16 protein-coding genes are annotated in these 25,490 nt (G+C 73.1%); 13 read left to right on the forward strand and 3 right to left on the reverse strand.

Features of this window, described 5'->3' with window-relative positions; all coding sequences use genetic code 11:
* Positions 1-71: 71 nt before the first annotated feature.
* The 7 genes from ACFV9M_RS14120 (at position 72) to ACFV9M_RS14150 (ending at position 9,156) form a co-directional block, all read left to right on the forward strand.
* Entirely contained in the window at positions 72-914 is an 843-nt protein-coding gene (locus tag ACFV9M_RS14120) for a nitrilase-related carbon-nitrogen hydrolase (RefSeq protein ID WP_385066169.1), read from the forward strand.
* Entirely contained in the window at positions 911-2,200 is a 1,290-nt protein-coding gene (locus ACFV9M_RS14125; RefSeq protein ID WP_385066166.1) for an aspartate aminotransferase family protein, read from the forward strand. Before ACFV9M_RS14120 ends, ACFV9M_RS14125 begins: the two co-directional genes overlap by 4 nt.
* Positions 2,201-2,305: 105 nt before the next feature.
* A complete protein-coding gene (locus ACFV9M_RS14130) occupies positions 2,306-3,889 on the forward strand; it encodes a PucR family transcriptional regulator (protein WP_385066163.1) in 1,584 nt (527 codons plus the stop codon).
* A 225-nt stretch (positions 3,890-4,114) separates the two neighbouring features.
* Positions 4,115-4,957, forward strand: a complete 843-nt coding sequence (locus ACFV9M_RS14135; RefSeq protein WP_385066159.1) for a nitrilase-related carbon-nitrogen hydrolase — start codon at positions 4,115-4,117, stop codon at positions 4,955-4,957.
* A gap of 118 nt (positions 4,958-5,075) precedes the next feature.
* Entirely contained in the window at positions 5,076-6,479 is a 1,404-nt protein-coding gene (hydA, locus tag ACFV9M_RS14140; protein WP_385066156.1) for a dihydropyrimidinase, read from the forward strand.
* An 11-nt stretch (positions 6,480-6,490) separates the two neighbouring features.
* Positions 6,491-7,510 carry a TIGR03842 family LLM class F420-dependent oxidoreductase gene (locus ACFV9M_RS14145; protein ID WP_385066153.1) on the forward strand — a complete coding sequence of 340 codons (1,020 nt, stop codon included), beginning with the start codon at positions 6,491-6,493 and terminating at the stop codon, positions 7,508-7,510.
* A gap of 119 nt (positions 7,511-7,629) precedes the next feature.
* Positions 7,630-9,156, forward strand: coding sequence for an NCS1 family nucleobase:cation symporter-1 (locus tag ACFV9M_RS14150; protein WP_385066150.1), 1,527 nt, complete (start codon positions 7,630-7,632; stop codon positions 9,154-9,156).
* Between the two features lie 93 nt (positions 9,157-9,249).
* Here ACFV9M_RS14150 and ACFV9M_RS14155 read toward each other — a convergent pair whose 3' ends face one another.
* Both ACFV9M_RS14155 and ACFV9M_RS14160 read right to left on the reverse strand, forming a co-directional pair.
* Positions 9,250-9,918: a hypothetical protein gene (locus ACFV9M_RS14155; protein ID WP_385066148.1), complete on the reverse strand. Its 669-nt coding sequence runs from the start codon at positions 9,916-9,918 to the stop codon at positions 9,250-9,252.
* A gap of 216 nt (positions 9,919-10,134) precedes the next feature.
* On the reverse strand, positions 10,135-10,500 hold the full coding sequence (locus tag ACFV9M_RS14160; protein WP_385066146.1) for a VOC family protein: 366 nt from the start codon (positions 10,498-10,500) through the stop codon (positions 10,135-10,137).
* A gap of 332 nt (positions 10,501-10,832) precedes the next feature.
* Between ACFV9M_RS14160 and ACFV9M_RS14165 the strand changes: the two genes are divergently transcribed.
* The 4 genes from ACFV9M_RS14165 (at position 10,833) to ACFV9M_RS14180 (ending at position 15,770) form a co-directional block, all read left to right on the forward strand.
* Positions 10,833-12,659, forward strand: a complete 1,827-nt coding sequence (locus ACFV9M_RS14165; protein WP_385066143.1) for a gamma-glutamyltransferase family protein — start codon at positions 10,833-10,835, stop codon at positions 12,657-12,659.
* A gap of 114 nt (positions 12,660-12,773) precedes the next feature.
* A complete protein-coding gene (locus ACFV9M_RS14170; protein WP_385066141.1) occupies positions 12,774-13,625 on the forward strand; it encodes an inositol monophosphatase family protein in 852 nt (283 codons plus the stop codon).
* A 177-nt stretch (positions 13,626-13,802) separates the two neighbouring features.
* Positions 13,803-15,215, forward strand: a complete 1,413-nt coding sequence (locus ACFV9M_RS14175) for a phytoene desaturase family protein (protein WP_385066138.1) — start codon at positions 13,803-13,805, stop codon at positions 15,213-15,215.
* Between the two features lie 45 nt (positions 15,216-15,260).
* Entirely contained in the window at positions 15,261-15,770 is a 510-nt protein-coding gene (locus ACFV9M_RS14180) for an O-acetyl-ADP-ribose deacetylase (protein WP_385066135.1), read from the forward strand.
* 219 nt (positions 15,771-15,989) lie between these two features.
* Here ACFV9M_RS14180 and ACFV9M_RS14185 read toward each other — a convergent pair whose 3' ends face one another.
* The gene (locus ACFV9M_RS14185) at positions 15,990-16,820 is read right to left on the reverse strand and encodes a helix-turn-helix transcriptional regulator (RefSeq protein ID WP_385066134.1); all 831 of its coding nucleotides are present in this window, start codon (positions 16,818-16,820) and stop codon (positions 15,990-15,992) included.
* Between the two features lie 321 nt (positions 16,821-17,141).
* On the opposite strand from ACFV9M_RS14185, the gene ACFV9M_RS14190 reads away from it, so the two are divergent.
* Positions 17,142-21,272, forward strand: a complete 4,131-nt coding sequence (locus ACFV9M_RS14190) for a molybdopterin-dependent oxidoreductase (protein ID WP_385066322.1) — start codon at positions 17,142-17,144, stop codon at positions 21,270-21,272.
* A gap of 170 nt (positions 21,273-21,442) precedes the next feature.
* Positions 21,443-25,369 (forward strand): glycoside hydrolase family 2 TIM barrel-domain containing protein, encoded by a 3,927-nt coding sequence (locus tag ACFV9M_RS14195; RefSeq protein ID WP_385066132.1) that lies wholly within the window; start codon positions 21,443-21,445, stop codon positions 25,367-25,369.
* The last annotated feature ends 121 nt before the right edge of the window (positions 25,370-25,490 follow it).

Here is a 25,490-nt window from a genome sequence, read left to right on the forward strand (position 1 = left end):
TACGTTCGTCCCTCTACGGCCCTCGTCTACGGGCGTAGAGGCTCTGGCGTTCCCCGTCGAAGGAGCAGCTCATGGCCAACGTCGTCCGTGCCGCCCTGGTCCAGGCCACCTGGACCGGCGACACCGAGTCCATGGTGGCGAAACACGAGGAGCACGCCCGTGAGGCGGCCCGGCAGGGCGCGAGGATCATCGGATTCCAGGAGGTGTTCAACGCCCCCTACTTCTGCCAGGTCCAGGAACCGGAGCACTACCGCTGGGCCGAGCCGGTCCCCGACGGGCCGACCGTCCGGCGCATGCGGGACCTGGCCCGCGAGACGGGCATGGTGATCGTCGCCCCCGTCTTCGAGATCGAGCAGTCCGGCTTCTACTACAACACCGCGGCCGTGATCGACGCCGACGGCTCGTACCTCGGCAAGTACCGCAAGCACCACATCCCGCAGGTCAAGGGCTTCTGGGAGAAGTACTACTTCAAGCCGGGCAACCTGGGCTGGCCCGTCTTCGACACCGCCGTCGGCAAAGTCGGCGTCTACATCTGCTACGACCGCCACTTCCCCGAGGGCTGGCGGCAACTCGGCCTCAACGGAGCCCAGTTGGTGTACAACCCGTCGGCGACCCACCGCGGCCTCTCCGCCCACCTGTGGCGGCTGGAGCAGCCCGCGGCCGCCGTCGCCAACGAGTACTTCGTCGCCGCCATCAACCGGGTCGGGGTGGAGGAGTACGGCGACAACGACTTCTACGGGACCTCCTACTTCGTCGACCCGCGCGGACAGTTCGTCGGCGAGCCGGCCGGTGACAAGGACGAGGAACTCGTCGTCCGCGACCTCGACTTCGACCTGGTCGAGCAGGTGCGGCAGACATGGGCCTTCTACCGCGACCGGCGCCCCGACGCCTACGAGGGGCTGGTGCGGCCGTGAGCGACGACCTGTACGCCCGCCACCGCAGGGTCCTCCCGGACTGGCTCGCCCTCTACTACGACGAACCGCTGGAGATCACCCACGGCGAGGGCCGGCACGTCTGGGACGCGCAGGGCACCCGGTACCTGGACTTCTTCGGCGGCATCCTCACCACGATGACCGCCCACGCGCTGCCCGAGGTGACGAAGGCCATCAGCGAGCAGGCCGGGCGGATCGTCCACTCGTCCACGCTCTACCTCAACCGGCCGATGGTGGAACTCGCCGAACGCGTCGCCCGGGTGAGCGCCGTCCCCGACGCCCGCGTCTTCTTCACCACCTCCGGCACCGAGGCCAACGACACGGCCCTGCTGCTGGCGACGGCGTACCGGCGCAGCAACACCGTGCTCGCGATGCGCAACAGCTACCACGGCCGCTCCTTCAGCGCGGTCGGCATCACCGGCAACCGCGGCTGGTCCCCGACCTCCCTGTCCCCCCTCCAGACGCTGTACGTCCACGGCGGCGTGCGCACCCGCGGCCCCTACGCCGCGCTCGACGACCGCGCGTTCATCGCGGCGTGCGTCGAGGACCTGAAGGACCTCCTCGGCCACACCCGGCCGCCCGCCGCGCTGATCGCCGAGCCGATCCAGGGCGTCGGCGGCTTCACCTCGCCGCCGGACGGCCTCTACGCGGCGTTCCGCGAGGTGCTGCACGAGCGCGGGATCCTCTGGATCGCCGACGAGGTGCAGACCGGCTGGGGCCGCACCGGCGACCACTTCTGGGGCTGGCAGGCGCACGGCCGCAACGGCCCGCCGGACATCGTCACCTTCGCCAAGGGCATCGGCAACGGCATGTCCGTCGGCGGTGTCATCGCCCGCGCCGAGATCATGAACTGTCTGGACGCCAACAGCATCTCGACCTTCGGCGGCACCCAGATCACCATGGCGGCCGCCCTCGCCAACCTCGCATACCTGCTGGAGCACGACCTCCAGGGCAACGCCCGGCGGGTCGGCGGACTGCTCGTCGAACGGCTGCGGGCCGTCACCGCGCACGACCCGGGCGTACGGGAGGTACGCGGGCGCGGACTGATGATCGGCGTCGAGCTCGTCCGGCCCGGCACCGACGAGGCCGACCCGGACCGGGCGGCCGCCGTCCTGGACGCGGCCCGCGCGGACGGCCTGCTGATCGGCAAGGGCGGCGGCCACAGCACCAGCGCCCTGCGCATCGCACCGCCGCTGTCCCTGACCGTCGCGGAGGCCGAGGAGGGCGCCGCGATCCTCGACGGCGCGCTGAGGAGCACGCGGCACTGAGGAGCACGGCACTGAGGAGCACGCGGCACTGAGGAGCACGGCACTGAGGAGCACGCGGCACTGAGGAGCACGCAGCAGCACCACCGCGAGCAAGGGAACAACGCCATGACCAGCACCTGGGAGTACCGGGGGCCCGCGGAGGCCCTGGAACCCGCCCTGTCGGTCCGTCAGGTCCTCGCCCTGGAACGCGTGCTGGCCGGCGAGCCCGAGGTCGTGGCCGGCGCCGCCCAGCTCGACCGGCCCGTGCGCTGGGTGCACGTCGCCGAGGCCGCCGACGTCGGCGTGATGCTCAGCGGCGGCGAGATGGTGCTCACCACCGGGGTGCTGCTCGCCGGCGACGAGGACAGACAGGCCGAGTACGTCCGCTCCCTGCACCGCGCGGAGGCCGCCGCCGTCGTCCTGGGCCTCGGGCGGGCCTTCCCCGCACCGCCGGACGTGATGCGGCGCACGGCCGAGCGGTGCGGGCTGCCCATGGTCGTCCTGCACCGGCCGTTCCCGTTCGCCGAGCTGACGGAGGAGGTCCAGTCCCGGCTGGTACGGCGCAAGTTCGCCGCCGTCAGCCTCTCCGAGGCCGTACGGACCGCGCTGACCGGGCTCATCACCGCCGGCGCCCCGCTGCAACGCCTGCTCGACGAGGTCGCCCGGCACAGCGGCTGCCCCGTCGTCGTCACCAACCTCGCCCACCGGGTGCTGGCCACCGCGGGGGAGCGCCCGGCCGTCGACGACGTGCTGCGCGACTGGGAACGCATCGCCCGGCAGGCCGGCGGCAGCGAGGGCGACGGCTGGATCCGCGCCGAACTGGGCGGCCGCGGCGAACGCTGGGGACAGATCACCCTGTGCGGCCACCGCGGCCCCGCCGCGGGCGGACGGCTGCTCGCCGACCGGGCCGCCGAGGCCCTCGTCCTGCACCGCATGCTCGGCGGCACCGCCGCCCGCACCTGGGAGGAGCAGTCCGCCCAGGGACTCTTCACCGACCTGGTCTCCGGCGTCGTACCCGCCCGGCAACTGCTGCCCCGCGCACGGGCCGCCGGCCTTCCCGTCAACCGGCGCACCTTCGTCCCGCTGGCCGTGCGCGACGCCGAGCCCGCCCGGCTCGACCGCGTCCTGCGGCTGCTGGGACTGCCCGGCCTGGTCGCCGCGCTCGCCGGCGGGGCCACCGCCGTCCTGCTCAGCCTCGCCCGCGACCAGGACGCCGAGGCGCTCGCCGCGCACTTCGCGGCCCGGCTGCGCGCCGAGGCGGACGAGGACCGCCCCGTCGTCGCCGCGGCCGCCGCGCGGACCGCCTGGGACGACGTGCCCGCCGGGCTGCGCGAGGCGCAGCACGTCGCGGACGCCGTCGCCGACGCCCCGGCCGCCCTCGGCCTCCCGCCCGTCGTCCGCCTCAAGGACGTCCGGCTGCGCGGCCTGGTCCGGCTGCTGCGGGACGACCCGCACGTGCAGTCCTTCGCCGAACGCGAGCTGGACGGGCTGCTGTGCGCGGCCGGCGACGACCTGCTCGCCGTCCTGCGCACCTATCTCGCCACCGGCCGCAACAAGTCCCGCACCGCACAGCTCCACCACGTCTCCCGGCCCGCGCTGTACCGCCGGCTGGAGGCGATACAGACCCGGCTCGGGGTCGACCTCGACGACTTCGAGCAGGCCGCGTCCGTGCACATCGCGCTCCTCGCGCACGACGCCCAACAGGGATGACCACGCGCCGGCCCGCCCGCCCGCGCAACAGGAGTGAAACATGCGACGACCTGCGAAAACGGCGGTGAAACATGGGCCGGCGACAACGTGACACGGTGGTACGCGCCACCCCCGCGGACGTGACACCGTGCACCTCCGAGCGGCCCCGTGGACTTCCTACGCTCCAGGTGCGGACGACGGCACGACCGGCGCCCGCCCCAGCACACAGAGCGAGTGGAGGTCCCGATGAGCCGAGTGATCCGTGCCGCCCTCTTCCAGACCGCGTGGACCGGCGACAAGGAGTCGATGATCCGGGTGCACGAGCAGGCGGTGCGCGACGCGGCCGCCCAGGGCGCCGGCATCCTGTGCTTCCAGGAGCTGTTCTACGGGCCGTACTTCTGCCAGGTGCAGGACCCGGCCTTCTACGAGTACGCCGAGCGGGTTCCCGACGGGCCGGTGGTCCGGCGCTTCCAGGCGCTCGCCCGGGAACACGGCATCGTCCTCGTGCTGCCGGTGTACGAGGAGGAGCAGCCGGGCGTCCTCTACAACACCGCGGCCGTGATCGACGCGGACGGCTCGTACCTCGGCAAGTACCGCAAGCACCACATCCCGCAGGTCAAGGGCTTCTGGGAGAAGTTCTACTTCCGCCCCGGGAACGCCGGCTGGCCGGTCTTCGACACCGCCGTCGGCAAGGTCGGCGTGTACATCTGCTACGACCGCCACTTCCCGGAGGGCTGGCGAGCCCTGGGCCTGGCCGGTGCCGAGATCGTCTTCAACCCGTCGGCCACCTCGCGCGGCCTGTCCGCCTACCTGTGGCAGCTGGAGCAGCCGGCGGCGGCCGTCGCCAACGAGTACTTCGTCGGCGCGATCAACCGGGTCGGCGTCGAGGAACTCGGCGCCAACGACTTCTACGGGACCTCCTACTTCGTGGACCCGGAGGCCCAGTTCGTCGGGGAGGTGGCGAGCGACAAGGAGACCGAACTCGTCGTCCGCGACCTCGACCTGGCCAAGCTGCGCGAGGTCCGCGACCGCTGGCAGTTCTACCGCGACCGCCGCACCGACGCGTACGCGCCGCTGACGGCGCCCTGACGGACCGCGGGCCGCTGCCCGCGCCCCCTCCGGGGCCGTCCCGCGGCCGCGCCGCGGGGGCGCGACCGGCCACGCACGACCCGCACTGTCCGACCACGACCCAGCGGAGCGTCCACGCATGAGCATCCGTACCGTCGTCCGGGGCGGCCTCGTCGTCACCGCGTCCGACGAGATCCACGCCGACGTCCTGATCGAGGACGGCCGCATCGCCGCCCTCGCCGCCTCCGGCACCACGGCCGCCGAGGCCTGGACGGCCGAGCGGACCATCGACGCGACCGGGAAGTACGTGATCCCGGGCGGCGTCGACGCCCACACCCACATGGAGCTGCCGTTCGGCGGCACCTTCGCCTCCGACACCTTCGAGACCGGCACCCGGGCCGCCGCCTGGGGCGGCACGACCACGATCATCGACTTCGCCGTGCAGAGCGTCGGCCACACCCTCCGGCAGGGGCTGGACACCTGGCACGCCAAGGCCGAGGGCAACTGCGCCGTCGACTACGGCTTCCACATGATCGTCTCCGATGTGAACCAGGAGACGCTCAAGGAGATGGACCTGCTCGTGGAGGAGGGCGTGACCTCCTTCAAGCAGTTCATGGCCTACCCCGGGGTCTTCTACAGCGACGACGGCCAGATCCTGCGCGCCATGCAGCGCTCCGCCGAGAACGGCGGCCTGATCATGATGCACGCCGAGAACGGCATCGCCATCGACGTGCTCGTCGAGCAGGCGCTGGCGCGCGGCGAGACCGACCCGCGCTACCACGGCGAGGTGCGCAAGGCCCTCCTGGAGGCCGAGGCCACCCATCGCGCCATCCGGCTCGCCCAGGTCGCGGGCGCCCCGCTGTACGTCGTGCACGTCTCCGCGACGGAGGCGGTCGCCGAACTGGCCAGGGCCCGCGACGCGGGGCTGAACGTCTTCGGCGAGACCTGCCCGCAGTACCTGTTCCTGTCCACCGACAACCTCGCCGAGCCCGGCTTCGAGGGCGCCAAGTACGTGTGCAGCACACCGCTGCGGCCCAAGGAGCACCAGGCCAGGCTCTGGCAGGGGCTGCGGACGAACGACCTCCAGGTGGTGTCCACGGACCACTGCCCGTTCTGCTTCACGGGCCAGAAGGAGCTCGGCCGGGGCGACTTCTCGAAGATCCCCAACGGGCTGCCCGGCGTGGAGAACCGCATGGACCTGCTCCACCAGGCCGTCGTCGACGGGCACATCTCGCGCCGCCGCTGGATCGAGATCGCCTGCGCCACCCCGGCCCGCATGTTCGGCCTGTACCCGAAGAAGGGCACCATCGCCCCGGGCGCCGACGCGGACGTCGTCGTCTACGACCCGCACGCCGAGCAGACGCTCTCCGCCGCGACGCACCACATGAACGTCGACTACTCGGCGTACGAGGGCCGGCGGATCACCGGCCGCGTCGAGACGGTCCTGTCGCGGGGCGAACCCGTCATCACCGAGCGGGAGTACACCGGTCGCGCCGGTCACGGCGTCTACCTCCCGCGCTCCACCTGTCAGTACCTCACCTAGGGAGTGGCGCCATGGACTTCGGACTCGTCCTGCAGACCGACCCGCCGGCCTCGAAGGTCGTCAGCCTGATGCAGCGCGCCGAGCGCAACGGCTTCACGCACGGCTGGACCTTCGACTCCGCGGTGCTCTGGCAGGAGCCCTTCGTGATCTACAGCCAGATCCTGTCGAACACGACGAAACTGAAGGTCGGCCCGATGGTGACGAACCCGGGCACCCGCACCTGGGAGGTCACCGCCTCCACCTTCGCCACCCTCAACGACATGTTCGGCAACCGCACGGTGTGCGGCATCGGCCGCGGCGACTCCGCGATGCGCGTCGCGGGCCGCAAGCCCAACACCCTGGCCCGCATCAGCGAGGCCATGAAGGTCATCCGGGCCCTCGGCCGGGGCGAGGAGGCCGACCTCGGCGGCACGGTCGTCCGGTTCCCGTGGATCGGGGCGGGCGCCGAACTGCCCGTCTGGATGGCGGCGTACGGCCCGAAGGCGCTGAAGATGACCGGTGAGGAGGCCGACGGGTTCATCCTCCAGCTCGCCGACCTGTACCTCACCGAGTACATGGTGAAGGCGGTCAAGGACGCGGCGGCCGCCGCCGGCCGGGACCCCGCCGAGGTGACGATCTGCGTCGCCGCCCCCGCGTACGTCACCGACGACGACTCGCCCGAGGCGCTCGCCCACGCGCGCGAGCAGTGCCGCTGGTTCGGCGGGATGGTCGGCAACCACGTCGCCGACCTGGTCTCCAAGTACGGCGAGCACTCCGCCGCCGTCCCCGACGAACTCACCGACTACATCAAGGCGCGCGAGGGCTACGACTACTCCCACCACGGGCGCAGCGGCAACCCCGACACCCGGTTCGTGCCCGACGAGATCGTCGACCGGTTCTGCCTCGTCGGGCCGGTCGAGAAGCACATCGAGAAGCTGAACGCGCTGCGCGAGCTCGGCGTCGACCAGTTCGCCGTCTACGACATGCACGACGCGCAGGAGAAGGTCATCGACGCGTACGGCGCCCAGGTGATCCCGGCCGTCAACGGCTGACCCGCCACCACGCGCCCCCTCCCCCCACTCCTGTTCCCCCCTCCTCCGCCGTCCCGGGGGAGGGGACCGGAGACCCGCACGGCCTTTCCGGACCCGTCCCTCGCTTGATTGGCCTGCCCATGACCGACACCGCTCCCGCGGACATACCGCCGACCTCGCACGCCACCCGCGCCGACGGCCGGGTGGAGATCGCCCCTGGTTCGCCGCCGCCCAGCGGCCCCTACGCCAACGAGGACCTGCTGCCGGTCCCCGTCGACCAGCGCACCTGGACCACGTACAACTTCTCCGCGCTCTGGGTCGGCATGGCCCACAACACGGCCTCCTGGACGCTGGCCTCCGGTCTGATCGCCGTCGGCATGGACTGGAAGCAGGCCGTGCTCACCATCGCGCTGGCCAATGTGATCGTGCTGGTCCCGATGCTGCTCACCGGGCACGCGGGACCGAAGTACGGCATCCCCTTCCCGGTCTTCGCCCGCGCCTCCTTCGGCATCCGCGGCGCCAACCTGCCCGCCGTCGTGAGGGCGTTGGTGGCGTGCGGCTGGTTCGGCATCCAGACCTGGATCGGCGGCGAGGCGATCTACTTCCTCGCCGGGAAGCTGATCGGCAACGGCTGGAGCGACGCCGGGACGATCGGCGGCCACCCCTGGACCATGTGGCTGTCGTTCGCGGTCTTCTGGGCGATCCAGGTCGCGATCATCCACCGGGGCATGGAGACGATCCGCCGCTTCGAGAACTGGGCCGCGCCCTTCGTGCTCGTCGGCGCGTTGGTGATGCTGGTCTGGATGAGCGACAAGGCGGGCGGCTTCGGCCCGCTGCTCGACCAGCCCTCCCGGCTCGGCTGGGGCGGCGACTTCTGGAAACTGTTCTGGCCCTCCCTGATGGGCATGATCGGTTTCTGGTCCACCCTGTCGCTGAACATCCCCGACTTCACCCGCTACGGCCGCAGCCAGAAGGCGCAGACATGGGGCCAGGCCCTCGGCCTCCCCACGACGATGACGTTGTTCGCGCTGCTGTCCGTGCTGGTCACCTCCGGGAGCCAGGCCGTCTACGGCGAGACGATCTGGGACCCGGTCCAGCTCGCCGCCCGCACGGACAACGTGGTGGGTCTGCTGTTCGCGCTGGTGACGGTCCTGGTGGCGACCCTGTCGGTGAACATCGCGGCCAACCTGGTCTCCCCGGCCTTCGACTTCTCCAACATCGCGCCCCGCAGGATCGGTTTCCGGACCGGCGCGCTCGCCACCTGCGTCCTCGGTGTGCTCATCTTCCCGTGGAAGCTGTACTCCGACCCGCAGGGCTACATCTTCACCTGGCTCGGCCTGGTCGGCGGTCTGCTCGGCACGGTCGCCGGCATCCTCATCGCCGACTACTGGATCCTGCGCCGCGCCGAGCTCGACCTGACCGACCTGTACCGCGCCGGCGGCCGCTACTGGTACACGGGCGGCTGGAACTGGCGGGCCGTCGTCGCCTTCCTGGCCGGCGGTGTCCTCGCCGTCGGCGGGGCCGGCTTCGAGCCGCTGATCGACGGCCGGCCCGTCCCGGCCCTGGAGCCGCTGGCCGACTACGGCTGGGCGGTGGGGCTGGGCACCTCGATGGCGCTGTACCTGGCGCTGATGCTCCTCGCGGGGCGCGGGAGGCGCCCCGTGTGACCGCCCGCCGGCCGCCGCCCGCCCGCCGCGCGGACCCTCGGCCCGCCGGCGCAGCGCGGCCCGGAGAGGGGGCGAACCCCCGCCGGGCCGCGCTCAGTTCGCCGAGGCCTGCAACGAGGCGACCGCTTCCTTCGCCGCCTTGATCGCACCCTCGTTGATCTCGTCCGTGCTCGGCGCCTTCTTCGTCTCGAAGTCGCTGCCGTTGAAGGTGACGATCACCAGCGCGTTGGAGACCCGGGCGATCACCACGCCCTCACGGGTCTGCTGCTTGTCCTCGGTGGTGAGGTTGACCACCGAGTAGCCCTCCTCCCCGAGCCCCGGCACCGCCCCGCCGCCGCTCTTCTCCGCGATCCGCTCCTTGTACGACGTCCCGGCCGCGTCGTCCGAGTCCATCAGCTCGAAGGAGACGTCCAGCCAGCGGTAGTCGTAGCCCTTGAGCGCGTTCCAGGAGCAGGTGCGGCGCGCGTCGGAGTCCGTCGAGGGAATCTCCTTGCCCGCCGTCTTGGCGCCCGGCACCAGGGACGACACCGTCTTCGTGGCCACGCTCGCGCAGGGGGCGGGGGCGGTGGTGAACGTCTTGGCCACGGCGGTGGTGGAGGGCGCGGACGACGACTCGGACCGGCTCGTCGGTGTGTCCGCGGCCGCCGCTTCGTCCTGTGACGAGGTGAGCGGTCCGGACGACAGCGCCCAGCCCGCGCAGGCGAGCACGGCCACCGGGGTCAGGCGCGCGGTGAGGGCGAGCGGCAGGGGGAGAGAGCGCACGGCGCACTTTCGTGGGGGAGGGTGCGGACGGAGTCCGCGATGCGGACAGGGACGCCAGTGTCACACGACTCCCTGTGGGGCGGAAGGGTGAACTCGCTCCGTGCTGAGGCGGTGACGGGACGGCCGTCCGGGCACGGGTGACGGGGTGCCCGTCCGGGCAGGGCGGGCGGCCGCGCGGGCACGGAGGAGGACCGCCGGGGCGTACCTCGCGCATCGTCAGGGCCAGACGTTGGCCTGCGTCCGGAAAGCGTCCGGGTCGCTCTCCACGGGAAGGACGCACACCAAATGACCGCCAGGCGCTCGCAGCACGCGGCACTCCTGCCACTGCGAGACCTGCTCAGCACCGAGAGCGATCAAGCGCGCGGTTTCCGCCTCGATGTCGTCGGTCTCGATGTCCAGGTGGATACGAGGTGCGTCGTCGACCGCCTGGACCGCCATGACCAGCCCCGGCAGGGCTTGATGGAGTGTGGTGAACTCCGGAGCCGGCGGAAACGGCCGGGCGGTGGCACCGAGAACCGCCGACCAGAAGTCCGCTGCCTTGGCGGCCTCAGCTTCGGGTGTGTCGATCAGAACGGCGTACAAGCGGCTTCTGTGCATGGCGGCTCTTTCTGATCAGCCGGGACGGCGTACTTCGATCATCGACTCTGGACCTCATCAACACGCACTGAGCTTGTTCTTCGACCCCAGCCGCAGAGGTGAGTCTGCCGCCCGAACACGTTGTGAGGGAAGCCTTCCCGAAACGTCGGGATTCCGGGACGAGTTGTGTGCGTGTCCGACCGCGAGGGACGGTGATCGATAGCCTGGGGGGAGGGACGGAGGACGGCTCCGGTCCGGACTCCCCGGATTGTCCCCAGGACGTGTCCTGAGCGCCGACCCGCCTGGACGACGCGCGCAACAGCGAGGTGAGAGGCCGTATGTTCACCACCCGACCCACGCTCCAGGGCACCTTCGGCATGGTGTCCTCCACCCACTGGCTGGCCTCCCAGGCGGCGATGGCCGTCCTGGAGGACGGCGGGAACGCCTACGACGCCGCCGTCGCCGGGGCGTTCGTGCTGCACGTCGTCGAGCCGCACCTCAACGGGCCGGCCGGCGAGGTCCCGATCCTGCTGGCCCCGGCCGGCGGTGAGGTGCGCGTGCTGTGCGGACAGGGGGTCGCCCCGGCCGGGGCGACCGTCGCCCACTACCGCGGACTCGGCCTGGACCTCGTGCCCGGCACCGGGCCGCTCGCGGCCGCCGTCCCCGGCGCGTTCGACGCCTGGATGCTCCTGCTGCGCGACCACGGCACCAAGCCCCTCCCCGACGTCCTGAAGTACGCCGTCGGGTACGCCGAGCACGGGCACCCGCCCGTGGAGAACGTGGGCGCGACGGTCGAGACCGTACGGGAGCTGTTCGAGACGGAGTGGACCTCGTCGGCGCGGGTGTACCTCCCGGACGGCGCCCCGCCCCGCCCCGGCCGGCTGCTGCGCAACGCCGCCCTCGCCGCCACCTGGAAGCGGCTGCTCGCCGAGACCGCCGGCGCGGGGGACCGGGAGGCACGGATCGAGGCCGCGCGGGAGGTCTGGCGGACCGGGTTCATCGCCGAGGCGCTGGTCCGCCAGGCGGCCCGCCCCACCCTGGACACCAGCGGCGCGCACCACACTGGCACCCTCACGGCGGCCGACCTCGCCGGCTGGTCCGCCACGTACGAGAGGCCCGCCACGTACGACTGGAACGGCTGGACCCTGTGCAAGGCCGGCCCCTGGAGCCAGGGCCCGGCCCTCCTCCAGCAGCTCGCCCTGCTCCCGCCCGACCTGCCCGCGTACGGCTCCGCCGACTACGTCCACCTGCTCGTCGAGGGCTGCAAGCTCGCCATGGCCGACCGGGAGGCCTGGTACGGGGACGCGGCCGAGACGCCGCTGGAGGAACTGCTGTCGGCGCGCTACAACACCGGCCGGCGCCGGCTGATCGGGGACGGGGCGTCCTACGAGCTGCGGCCGGGCAGCCCCGGCGGGCGCGTCCCCCGGCTGAGCGCGCACGCGCACGTGGTGGTCACCGACGAGCCCGGCTTCAGCCCGATGGGCGCCGGCGAGCCGACGGTCGCGAAGGCGCCGACCTCGCCGGTGCCGGGCGAGCCCGACGTGAGCGCCGCGGGGGCCACCCGCGGCGACACCTGCCACCTGGACGTCGTCGACCGCTGGGGCAACATGGTCGCGGCCACCCCCAGCGGCGGCTGGCTGCAGTCCAACCCGGTCGTGCCCGAACTCGGCTTCCCGCTCGGCACCCGGCTGCAGATGACCTGGCTGGAGGAGGGCCTGCCGAACTCGCTCACCCCCGGCCGCCGGCCCCGCACCACCCTCACCCCGTCGATCGCGCTGCGCGACGGCGTCCCGGTACTCGCCTTCGGCACGCCCGGCGGCGATCAGCAGGACCAGTGGCAGCTGCACTTCTTCCTGGCCGTCGCCCTCCGCGCGCCCGTGCGCGGCGGACTCGACCTCCAGGGCGCCGTCGACGCCCCGAACTGGCACACCGACGCCTTCCCCGGCTCCTTCTACCCGCGCGGCATGCGGCCGGGCAGCGTGACCGTCGAGTCGCGGGTGCCGGGCGGCGTCGTCGAGGAGCTGCGGCGGCGCGGCCACGACGTGACCGTCGGCGACCCCTGGTCCGAGGGACGGCTGTGCGCCGTCGCCCGCGACCCGGCCACCGGGATCCTGTCGGCGGCGGCCAACCCGCGGGGGATGCAGGGGTACGCGGTGGGGCGGTGAGCGCCCGAACGCGCGGAGGCGGCCGTCACCGGACGCCCCCGCTGTTCATCCCCGTTCCACCCGCCGTGCACGGCCGGGGCGGGCAATGTCAGGGCGGCGTGCTCTCATGGAGACATGATCGACGACAAGGAAACCATCGACGAGTTTCTCGCCCGCCACTCCGCCGACGTGGAGGAGGCGGTCCGCAAGGCCGCCGCGACCGAGATCCTCCCCCGCTTCCGGCAGCTCGCCACGCACGAGGTCGACGAGAAGAGCGGCCCCCACGACCTGGTCACGGACGCCGACCGCAACGCCGAGCGGTACCTCACCGAGGTGCTCGCCGCCCTGCTGCCCGGCTCGGCCGTCGTCGGCGAGGAGGCGGTGCACGCCAACCCCGTGACGTACGAGGCGCTCCAGGGCGACGCCCCGGTCTGGATCGTCGACCCGGTCGACGGCACCCGGCAGTTCGTGCACGGCGACGACGGCTTCTGCACGCTGGTCGCGCTCGCCCGGCACGGCGTCGTGCACGCCTCGTGGACGTACGCCGCGGCCCGCGACCAGCTCGCCACGGCCGTGCGCGGCGCGGGCGCCTTCCTGGACGGCGAGCGGCTGTTCGCCGGGCCCCCGGCGCCCGGACGCGACCTGACGGTCGCCACCTCCCACCCCGACTTCACCACCGACGAGCAGAAGCAGGCCCTGCTCGGCCTGCGGACGGCCGGCGTCGCGCCCCGCCCCTGCGGATCGGCGGGCCTCGAGTACCTGGCCGTCGCCCGCGGCGAGGTGGACGCCACGGCGTTCTCCTGGGAAGCGGCCTGGGACCACGCGGCCGGCCTGCTCCTGGTCGAGGAGGCGGGCGGCGCCCACCTCACCCTCACCGGCGAACCGTTCCGGATCACCGGCGGCAACAGCCTGCCGTTCACGGCGGCCCGGGACGCGGCGACGGCACGGCGGGTGACGGCCCTGCTGGCGGCGGGCACGCGGCCCTGACGGTTCCGGGCTTCCGGGCCCGCCCGCAGGGCGGCGCCCGGACGAGCCCCCGGTGGCCTGAACCCCCCGGCGCCGCGGGCGCTGTGGCCTGAACCCCCCGGCGCCGCGGGCGCTGTCGGGCCCCCGGCATATCCTGATCCCGGAGGCCACCGGCTGACGAAGGGGTCCGAAGTGCCGATGCTTGACGTGGCAGTGGTGGGGGCGGGGCCGAACGGCCTGACCGCCGCCGTGGAGCTGGCCCGGCGAGGATTCTCCGTCGCCCTCTTCGAGGCCCGCGACACCGTCGGCGGGGGAGCCCGCACCGAGGAGCTCACCCTCCCCGGGTTCCGCCACGACCCGTGTTCCGCCGCGCACCCCCTCGCCGTCAACTCGCCCGCCTTCCGTGCCCTGCCCCTGGAGCGCTACGGCCTGGAGTGGCTCCACTCCGACCTGGCGATGGCGCACCCCTTCCCCGACGGCACCGCCGCCGTGCTGTCCCGCTCGGTCTCCGAGACGGCGGCCTCCTTCGGACCGCGCGACGCGGGCGCCTACCGCAGGCTCGTCGAGCCGTTCCTGGCGAAGTGGGACACCCTGGCCCGGGACTTCATGTCCCTGCCCCTGACCGCGCTGCCCCGCGACCCGGTGACGCTGGCCCGCTTCGGCCTCGCCGGCCTGCCCCCGTCCACCTGGCTGACCCGCCGCTTCCGCGACGAACCCGCCAAGGCGCTCTTCGCCGGTCTCGTCGCCCACATCATGGCCCCCCTGGGCGGCTTCGCCACCGGCGCCGTCGGCCTGGTCTTCGCCCTGGCCGCGCACGCCCGCGGCTGGCCGGTGGCCCGAGGCGGCTCCCAGGCCATCTCCGACGCCCTGGCCGGCCACCTGAAGGACCTCGGCGGCGCCCTGCACACCGACTACGAGGTCAAGCGACTCGACGACCTCCCCCCGGCCCGCGCCTACGTCTTCGACACCTCGCCCACCGCCCTCGCCCGCATCGCCGGCCTCGGCCGCTTCTACGAGGGGTACCGGTACGGCCCCGGCGTGTTCAAGATCGACTACGCGCTCGACGGACCCGTCCCCTGGACCGCGCGCCAGGCACGTACCGCCACCACCGTGCAGATCGGCGCGGACAGCGCGGAGATCGGCGCCGCCCTGCGCGCCGCCTCCAGGGAGGGACGCGCACCGGAGCGCCCCTTCATGATCACGGTGCAGCCCGGGGTCGTCGACCCCACCCGCGCCCCGGCCGGCAAGCACGTCTTCTGGGCCTACGCCCACGTCCCCAACGGCTGGACCGGCGACCTCACCGACGTCATGGAACGCCAACTGGAGCGGTTCGCCCCGGGCTTCCGCGACCTCGTCCTCGCCCGCGCGGTCGCCGGCCCCGCCGAACTCGCCGCCCGCAACGCCAACTACGTCGGCGGAGACATCGGCTCCGGCGCCGCCTCGGGCCTCCAGCTCCTGCTGCGCCCCCGGCTGTCCCTGTTCCCCTACTCCACGCCCCACCCGGCCGTGTTCCTCTGCTCCTCGGCCACCCCGCCCGGCCCGGGCGTCCACGGCATGTCCGGCCACAACGCGGCGAAGGCCGTCTGGCGGCGGCTGCGCCGACAGGCGTAGCGTCCGGTCCCGCGGTGCCGCGCACCGACAGAGAGGCAGCCCCGCATGACCACGATCACGCTCGTCCAGGGTGACATCACCGACCAGTCCGTGGACGCCATCGTCAACGCCGCCAACTCCTCGCTGCTCGGCGGCAGCGGGGTCGACGGCGCCATCCACCGGCGCGGCGGCCCCGCGATCCTCGAGGAGTGCCGCAGACTCCGCGCCTCCTCCCACGGCAAGGGCCTGCCCACCGGCCAGGCGGTCGCCACCACCGCCGGCGCGCTGGCCGCGCGCTGGGTCATCCACACCGTCGGCCCGGTGTACGCGACCATCGGCGCCGATCCCTCGCTGCTCGCCTCCTGCCACCGCGAGTCGCTCCGGGTGGCGGACGAGCTGGGCGCGCGGACGGTCGCCTTCCCGGCCATCTCCACCGGCGTCTACGGCTGGCCGATGGAGGACGCCGCCCGCATCGCGGTCACCACCGTGCGCGAGACGGAGACGGCGGTCGAGGAGGTCAGGTTCGTCCTCTTCGACGAGCGGGCGTACGCGGCGTTCGCCGGCCAGACCGGCTGACCCCGCGTGCCGCGGGCTCGGTGTGGAGCGAGGAACCGCCTCCGCACGAGATGGGCGGCGGCCACCGCTTTCCCGCCGGGGTGCTGCTGCGGGGCGTACTCGCCGACCTCGGACCGGCCCGCCGTCAGGCGCTGCACGCCGACGCGGCCCGCCTGCCAGGCGGCCGGTGTCCTGCGCGGCGGGACGGAGAGCGGTCCGCGGCAGGTGACAGGGGCCGGGCTACCCGGTGAGTGCCTGTGTCCCCGTGACGGCGAGGAGCGCGAGGCGTTCGGCGTCCGGGGTGTCGGGTTCGGCTGTGTAGACCATGATGCGCAGGTCGCTGTCGACGAAGACGAGGACGTCGCAGTCCAGGGTGAGGGCGCCGACGTGGGGATGGTCGACGGTCTTGCGGGCGGACCGGTGCCGGCCGACGGCACCGGATCGCCACAGTCGCTCGAACTCGACGCTCCTGACGCGCAGTTCGCGGACGAGGTGGTGCAGGCGCCGATCGTTCGGGTAGCGGCCCGCGGTTCCGCGCAGGTCGGCGACCTGCGCGGCACGGAGTGCGCCCAGGGACTCGGGAGTGTGGCGCACGCGGGTGCCGGAGCCGAGGAAGGTGCGCCACACGGCGTTGACGTCGCTGCCTCGCCATTCCCCCATCAGCGCCGTGTACAGCGGGTTGGCGAGGAGCTGGGTCCACGCGGCGTCGAAGACCGCGACGGGGGTGCCGGTGAGCCGGTCCATCATCCGCCGGACGCTGGGCGTGATGTACGCCGGGACCGTGTGCGGGCCGGGGGGAACGAGTCCGGCGAGCTGGAAGAGGTGGGCGCGTCCGTCCTTGGGCAGCCGCAGGGCCCGGGCGAGGGCTTCGACGACCTGCGCGGAGGGGTGGGTGGCCCGTCCCTGTTCGAGGCGGGTGATGTAGTCGACGGAGATCCCCGCGAGGTGGGCCAGCTCTTCCCGCCGCAGTCCCGGGGCGCGTCGGTGGCCGCCGGAGGGCAGGCCCGACGCATCCGGCGAGACCTGGTCGCGCCAGCGCCGCAGGGCCGCACCGAGTTCCGTCCTCTCCATGCCGGACAGTGTGGCGTACCGGCCGCACGACGTGCCTGGTACCGGGAGTCCCAGGAAGGCGGGTCCACTACCTGTCCGTGGGTCCTGTCTCCACAGCCGCCCCGTCTCACACCCGCCCACCCCCGGCTGTGCGCCCGCCTTAACCCTCGGCGACCCGTCCGGGAGACGCCTGCGTAATGCGCGGTTCGTACCGTCACAGAGGCTCTCACCAGGCCGATCGTCAGAAAGGGGGCGCCCGTGGCCGTGCCGGACCCGCGGACCGACAGCGCGACGGAGACGAAGGTGCGCACGGTCTGCTCGTACTGCGGCGTGGGCTGCGGCATGCTCCTGGACATCCGTACCGGACCGGACGGACGCCGTACGGTCCTGAAGGCGTCCGGGGACAAGGAGCACCCCGCGAACCTCGGCCGGCTGTGCACCAAGGGCGCGACCACCGCCGACATGCTCGCCGCACCCGGCCGGCTGACCACCGCCCTGGTCCGCTCCGAGCGCGGGGAGGAGCCGGAGCCCGCCCCCGTGGCCGCGGCCGTCGCCGAGACGGCCCGGCGGCTGCGCGCGATCGTCGACGAGCACGGGCCCGACGCGGTCGCCCTCTATGTCTCCGGCCAGATGAGCCTGGAGGCGCAGTACCTGGCGAACAAGCTGGTCAAGGGGTATCTGCGCAGCAACCAGATCGAGTCGAACTCCCGGCTGTGCATGGCCAGCGCCGGCACCGGCTACAAGCTCTCCCTCGGCGCCGACGGGCCGCCCGGCTCGTACGACGACCTCGACAAGGCGGACGTCTTCCTGGTCATCGGCTCCAACATGGCCGACTGCCACCCGATCCTCTTCCTGCGCATGATGGACCGGGTGAAGGCCGGGGCGAAACTGATCGTCGTCGACCCGCGCCGCACCGCCACCGCCGCCAAGGCCGACCTGTTCCTCCAGGTCAGGTCCGGCACCGACCTCGCCCTCCTGAACGGCCTGCTGCACCTGCTGCACGCCAACGGCCACACCGACCCCGACTTCGTCGCCGCGTACACCGAGGGCTGGGAGGCGATGCCGGAGTTCCTCGCCGACTACCCGCCCGCGACCGTCGCCGAGATCACCGGCATCCCCGAGGCCGACCTGCGCGAGGCCGCCCGGCTGATCGGCGAGGCGGGGGAGTGGACGAGCTGCTGGACGATGGGCCTCAACCAGTCCACGCACGGCACCTGGAACACCAACGCCCTGGTCAACCTGCACCTCGCGACCGGCAGGATCTGCCGGCCGGGCAGCGGCCCCTTCTCCCTCACCGGACAGCCCAACGCCATGGGCGGGCGCGAGATGGGCTACATGGGGCCGGGGCTCCCCGGGCAGCGGTCCGTCCTCGTCGACGCCGACCGCGCCTTCGTCGAGGAGCTGTGGGGCTTGGAGCCGGGCACGATCCGCGCCGACGGCGTCGGCAAGGGCACCGTCGAGATGTTCCGCCGGATGGCCGACGGAGAGATCAAGGCCTGCTGGATCATCTGCACCAACCCGGTCGCCTCCGTCGCCAACCGCAGGACGGTCATCGAGGGTCTGGAGGCCGCCGAGTTCGTCGTCGCCCAGGACGTCTTCGCCGACACCGAGACCAACGCGTACGCCGACGTCGTCCTGCCCGGCGCCCTGTGGACGGAGACCGAGGGCGTCCTCATCAACAGCGAGCGCAACCTCACCCTCGCCCGGCCCGCCGCCGACCCGCCCGGCGAGGCGACCGCCGACTGGCGCCTGATCGCCGGCGTCGCCCGCGCGATGGGCTACGAGGACGGCTTCGCCTACGACAGCGCGGAGGAGATCTTCGAGGAGATCAAACGCGCCCACAACCCGCAGACCGGCTACGACCTGCGCGGAGTGACCTACGAGCGGCTGCGCGCCACCCCGGTGCAGTGGCCCGCCGCCACCCCCGACGGCCCCGACCGCAACCCGATCCGGTACGTGAACGCCGACGGCTCGCTCACCTTCCCCACCGCGAGCGGCCGCGCCGTCTTCCACGCCCGCCCGCACGTCCCGCCCGCCGAGATGCCGGACGACGACTACCCGTTCGTCCTCAACACGGGCCGTCTCCAGCACCAGTGGCACACCCTGACCAAGACCGCCAAGGTGGCCAAGCTCAACAAGCTCGACCCGGGCCCCTTCGTCGAGCTGCACCCCGAGGACGCCGCCGGGCTCGGCATCGCCGACGGCGACTCGGTGGAGGTCGCCTCCCGGCGCGGCCGGGCCGTGCTGCCCGCCGTCGTCACCGACCGGGTGCTGCCCGGCTCCTGCTTCGCGCCGTTCCACTGGAACGACCTGTTCGGGGAGTACCTCAGCGTCAACGCGGTCACCGGTGACGCCGTCGACCCGCTCTCCTTCCAGCCCGAGCTGAAGGTGTGCGCGGTGTCGCTGACCAAGGTGTCGACGCCGGTGACGGTACGGACCGCGACGGCGCCGGCCGCGGCGGGTGTACCGGGCGCGGTGGGCGTACCGGCCGCGGCGGGCGCACCGGCGGCGCCGGTGACCGGTGCGCGGGTGCTCGTGCCGACCGCCGTCCAGCCCTCCGCCGCCGCCGTCTTCGGCCTGGACCCCGCCCCGCCGCCCGTCCTGAGCGAGCGGGAGCGGCAGTACCTGGTCGGCTTCCTCGCCGGCATCCCGGCCGGCGCCCCCGGCGTCCCCGTCCTGCCCCCGGACGCCCCGTTCAGCCCCGAGCACGCCCTGTGGGTCAACGGCACCCTGGCCGGCATGTACTCCCGCACCGCCCCCGACGGCGGCTCCGAGCCGTCCCCGGGGCGCCGGATCGTCATCCTGTGGGCCTCGCAGACCGGCAACGCCGAGGACTTCGCCACCACCACCGCCGAACGGCTCACCGCCGGCGGCCACAGCACCTCCCTCGTCGCCATGGACGAGGCCGACCCCGCCGCCCTGCCCGCGGGCGCCGACCTGCTGCTGATCACCAGCACCTTCGGCGACGGCGACGCCCCCGACAACGGCGCCGGCTTCTGGGACGGCCTGACCACCCTCGACGCCGGGCGCCTGGCGGGCCGCCGCTACGCCGTCCTGGCCTTCGGGGACTCCTCCTACGACGACTTCTGCGGGCACGGCCGCCGCCTGGACCACCGTATGGACGAGCTGGGCGCGGTGCGGCTCGCGCCGCGCACCGACTGCGAACCGGACTACGAGCCGCAGGCCGAGGCCTGGCTGGACCAGGTGCTCACCGCGCTCAAGGACGCCACGGAACCGGCCCCGGCCCAGCTCTCGCCCTCCCCGGTTCCCGCCCGGGTCCAGGCCGCCCCCTCCCCCTCCCCCTCCCCCTCCCCGGCTCTCTCCCCGGCGCCCGCCCGGTCCCGCGCCAAGCGGCCCGCCCCCGTCGCCGCCCGCCTCACCGGCAACCGCCTGCTCAGCCTGCCCGGCTCCGGCAAGGAGGTGCGCCGCTTCACCTTCGACACCCGCGACAGCGACACCCCGCTCCTCTACGAGGCCGGCGACGCCCTCGGCGTCCGGCCCCTGAACTCCCCGGCGCTGGTGGAGGAGTGGCTGGCCGTCACCGGTCTGGACGCGGACGCGGCCGTACGGGTGAACGGCGTCGGCGAGGTCGCCCTCGGCGAGGCCCTGCTGCGCCACCTCGACATCACCCGGATATCGCCGGCCCTGCTGCGGTTCACCGCCGACCGCGCCCGCGACCCGCGCGAGCTGCGCAAGCTGCTGCGCCCGGACAACAAGGACGAGCTGGCGAAGTGGTCCTGGGGCCGGCAGGCCGTCGACGTGGCCGCCGAGTTCGGGATCCGGGCCGGGGCGCAGGAGTGGACCGAGACGCTGGGCCGCCTCCAGCCCCGGCTGTACTCCATCTCCTCCAGCCCGCTCACCGACCCCCACCTGGTCTCCCTCACCGTCTCGGTCGTCCGGTACGAGAACCTGGCCGGCCGGCCCCGCCAGGGCGTCTGCTCGCCCTTCCTCGCGGACGCCGAGCCCGGCACCGAGGTCCCGGTGCACGTGCAGCGCTCCCCGCACTTCCGGCCGCCCGCCGACCCGGCGGTGCCGATGGTGATGGTGGGTCCCGGCACCGGCGTCGCCCCGTTCGTCGGCTTCCTGGAGGAGCGCCGGGCGCGCGGGCACCGGGCGCCGAACTGGCTGTTCTTCGGCGAACAGCACCGGGCGACCGACTTCTACTACGAGCGGGAGCTGACCGCCCTCCTGGCCGACGGCACCCTCGGCCGTCTGGACACGGCCTTCTCCCGCGACCAGCGGGCCAAGGTGTACGTGCAGGACCGGATGCGCGAGCACGGCTCCCAGCTGTGGTCCTGGCTCCGGGACGGCGCCCACTTCTACGTGTGCGGCGACGCCTCCCGCATGGCCAAGGACGTCGACCGGGCGCTGCGCGACATCGCCGTCGTCCACGGCGGCCTGGGGGAGGAGGAGGCCGCGGCGTACGTCAAGCAGCTCGCTTCCGACAAGCGGTACGTGCGGGACGTGTACTGACGACGGCGACTCTCTTCGGCGGCCGGCACCAAGTCGCGTTGCGCCGAAGGGAGTTGATATCGGGCCCTCCCCGGCGCGTCCCTGTCCGGTTTCCTGACCGCGGTGGACAAGATCTGACGCACCCTCCGTCCCGTGCAGCCGCACGGTTCGCCCCGAGGAAGGTCATGGTCATGTCGCACCCGTACGTGTCGTCCATGGACCGGCCGGACCGCCCCCAGCGGGCGGTCGTCAGCCGTCGCCGTCTCCTCGAAGGATCCGCCGCCGTACTCGGCGCGCTCGCCCTCTCCGCCCCCTCCGCCGCCCGGCGGGCGGCCGCGGCGGACGCGACCCCGGAGTGGAACGGCCGCATCGACGTCTTCCGGCTCGGCACCGAACCCCCGCACACCACCCTCATGCCGTACGCCGGCCTCGACCAGGCCCTGGCCGCCGACCGCACCCGCTCCCCGTACCGGCTCGACCTCGACGGGACGTGGAGATTCGCCTACGCCGAGCGCCCCGACGAGCGCGACGTCGACTTCCACCGCACCGACCTGGACGACACCTCCTGGGAGACGATCCCCGTCCCCTCCGTCTGGCAGCTGCACGGCCACGACCGCCCCATCTACCTCAACATCACCTACCCCTACTGGGGCCCCAACGGCCTGGGCGAGGATCCGCAGCCCCCCGCCGCACCCACCCGCTACAACCCCGTCGGCCAGTACCGGCGCACCTTCACCGTGCCCGGGGAGTGGGCCGGCCGGCGCGTCTTCCTGCACTTCGAGGGCGTCAAGTCCGCCCACTACGTCTGGATCAACGGCGAGCTGACCGGCTACCACGAGGACTCCTACACCCCCGCCGAGTACGACATCACCGACCGCCTCCGGCCGGGCACCAACCAGATCGCCGTGGAGGTCTACCGCTACTGCGACGGGGACTGGCTGGAGGACCAGGACATGATCCGGCTGAGCGGCATCTTCCGCTCGGTCTACCTGTACTCCACCCCGGCCGTGCACCTGCGGGACTTCAAGCTGGACACCCCGCTCGGCGACGACCACACCTCCGCGCGGCTGTCGGTCACGGCGAGCGTGCGGGACTACGGCGGCGGACCCCGCGGGGGATCCGGGGGCCGGGACCCGGCCGGCGCGCGGTACACCGTCGACACCCTCCTGTACGACGCCGACGGCCATCCCGTGTGGTCCCGCCCGCTCCAGCAGCCCGTCGACCTCACCCCCGGCGGGGAGACGACCGTCCGGGCGGCGAAGGCCGTACCCGCCCCCCGCCTCTGGTCGGCGGAGCACCCGTACCTGTACACCGCCGTCCTGCGGCTGCGCGACCCCGCCGGCCGGATCATCGAGACGCTGTCGCACCGGGTCGGCCTGCGCGAGTTCGCCCTGCAGGACGGGCTGATGCGCGTCAACGGCCGGCCCGTCTCCTTCCGCGGCACCAACCGGCACGAGATGCACCCGGCCCGCGGCACCGCCCTCACCCGCGCGGACCTCGTCGAGGACATCAGGCTCATCAAGCGCCTGAACATCAACTCCGTCCGCACCTCCCACTACCCCAACAACCCGCAGTGGTACGAACTGGCCGACGAGTACGGCCTCTACCTCGTCGACGAGACCAACCTGGAGACGCACGGCATCCGCTCCCGGTACCCCGGCGACCACCCAGACTGGACCGCCGCCTGCGTGGCCCGCGCCCAGAACATGGTCCACCGCGACAAGAACCACGCCTCGGTCGTCCTGTGGTCCCTCGGCAACGAGGCCGGCGCCGGCACCACCTTCACCGCCATGTACGACTGGATCCGCTCCTACGACCCCACCCGCGTCATCCAGTACGAGGGCGACGACAGCCCCGGCGTCAGCGACATCCGCTCCCGCATGTACGAGACACCCGCCCGGGTCGAGCAGCGCGCCGAGGACACCACGGACACCCGCCCGTACGTCATGATCGAGTACTCCCACGCGATGGGGAACTCCAACGGCAACCTCAAGAAGTACTGGGACGTCGTCCGCCGCCACGACGTCCTCCAGGGCGGCTGGATCTGGGACTTCGTCGACCAGTCCCTGTACTGGCCCACCCCCGTGCGCACCCTGTTCACCGAGACCGGACCCGGCCGGCTGCGCGGCGAGCTGATGGCCTCCAGCGGCACCTTCGACCGGGTCCGGGGAGTCCGCGGCGCCACCGTCTTCGCCCGCGACCCGAGCCTGGACCTCACCGGATCCCTCACCCTGGAGGCCTGGGTCACCCCGCACGTCACCGGCTACCACCAGCCGATCATCGCCAAGGGCGACACCCAGTACGCGCTGAAGCAGACCCACCGCACCCTGGAGTTCCTCCTCCACGACGGCAGCCGGTGGATCACCGCCGGCTGGGCCCTGCCCGACGACTGGACCGGCCGCGAACACCACGTCGCGGGCGTCTTCGACGCCGACGCGGGTACCCTCACCCTGTACGTCGACGGCGCGGTACGGGCCACCCGCGCCACCACCGGCCGCCCCGCCGTCAACACCGCCCCCCTCGCGCTCGGCAACGACACCGACAACCACACCCGCGAGTTCAGCGGCACCATCCGCCGGGCCGGCGTCCACGCCCGCGCCCTCACCGCCGCCGAACTCGCCGACGACGGCCGCGGCCCCGGCGACGACGGCGTGCGGTTCTGGTTCGACGCGGCCACCGTCGCCGTGGCCGAGGAGCGGCCGCGCGAGAAGACCTTTTTCGCCTACGGCGGCGACTGGGGCGACCTGCCCAACGACGGCAGCTTCGTCGCGGACGGCATCGTCACCGCCGACCGGGGCCACACCGGCAAGGCCGCCGAGGTCAAGCGGGTCTACCAGGCGGTCGGCGCGGCACCGGTGCCCGGGCGCCCGGCGGGCACGGTCACGCTGACCAACGAGTACCTCTTCACCGACCTCAGGGACTTCCGCGGACGGTGGACCCTCGTCGCCGACGGCACGGCGGTGCGCCACGGCGAACTGACCCGCGGTCAGCTGGACGTGCCGCCCCTGACCTCCAAGGACATCACCGTCCCCGTCCGGCTCCCGGCCGCCCCGGAGCCCGGCACCGAGTACTTCCTCGAACTCTCCTTCACCCTGCGGGAGTCCACCCCGTGGGCGCGGGCCGGCTTCGAGGTGGCCCGCCACCAGCTCCCGCTCGACGCCGGCAGCCCGCCCGTGACACCCGTGCCCCTGTCCGGCGTCCCCGCCCTCACCCACGACGACGGTCCCACCGACGTCACCGTCACCGGCCGGGACTTCTCCGTCACCGTCGACAAGCGCACCGGCGTCATCACCTCCTACGAGGCCGCCGGCACCTCCCTGATCGTCGCCGGCCCCGCGCCCAACTTCTGGCGGGCGCCCACCGACAACGACAAGGGCAACGGCCAGCACACCCGCAACCGGACCTGGCGCGACGCCGGCGCGCACCGCACCGTGACCGGCGTCCGCGTACGCGCCCTGCGGGACCGGGCCGTGGAGATCAGGGTCGCCGGCACGCTCCCGACGACGGTGACGTCGGCGTACACCACCACCTACACCGTCTTCGGCAACGCCGAGATCAAGGTCGACCACACCCTGCACCCGGGCGCCGCGAGCCTGCCGTACCTCCCGGAGGTGGGCAGCCTGCTGTTCCTGCCCGCCCGGCTGGAGCACCTGCACTACTACGGGCGCGGCCCCGAGGAGAACCACTGGGACCGCAACGACGGCACCGACGTCGGCCGGTACTCGGGGACCGTCTCCGAGCAGTGGACCCCCTACATCCGCCCGCAGGAGAACGGCAACAAGACCGACGTCCGCTGGGTCGCCCTCACCGACCGCGACGGCGTCGGCCTGCTCGCCACCGGCGAGCCCCTGCTGGAGGTCAACGCCTCCCACTTCACCCCCGAGGACCTGTCCGCCGGGCTCCGCCACGACTACCAGCTCACCCCGCGCGAGGAGGTCGTGCTGCGCCTGAGCCACCGCCAGATGGGTGTCGGCGGCGACAACAGCTGGGGCGCCCACACCCACGACGAGTACAAGCTGTTCGCCGACCACGACTACGCCTACACCTACCGGCTGCGCCCGCTGACCGGCGTCGGGCGGGCGACGGCGGCCTGGCGCCGGCCGACGGCCGTCGGGTAGCCGGGCGGCGGGGCCCGCCGGCCGCCCGGCGGGCCCCGCCCCCGCAGCGGTGGAACAATCCTCACCGAACGGGCGCACGGAAGCAGACCGGAGCACCACCAGCACCCCCACCAGCCGAAGG

It is taken from the genome of Streptomyces sp. NPDC059895, from assembly GCF_042731035.1.
In the GTDB taxonomy this organism is placed as follows: domain Bacteria; phylum Actinomycetota; class Actinomycetes; order Streptomycetales; family Streptomycetaceae; genus Streptomyces.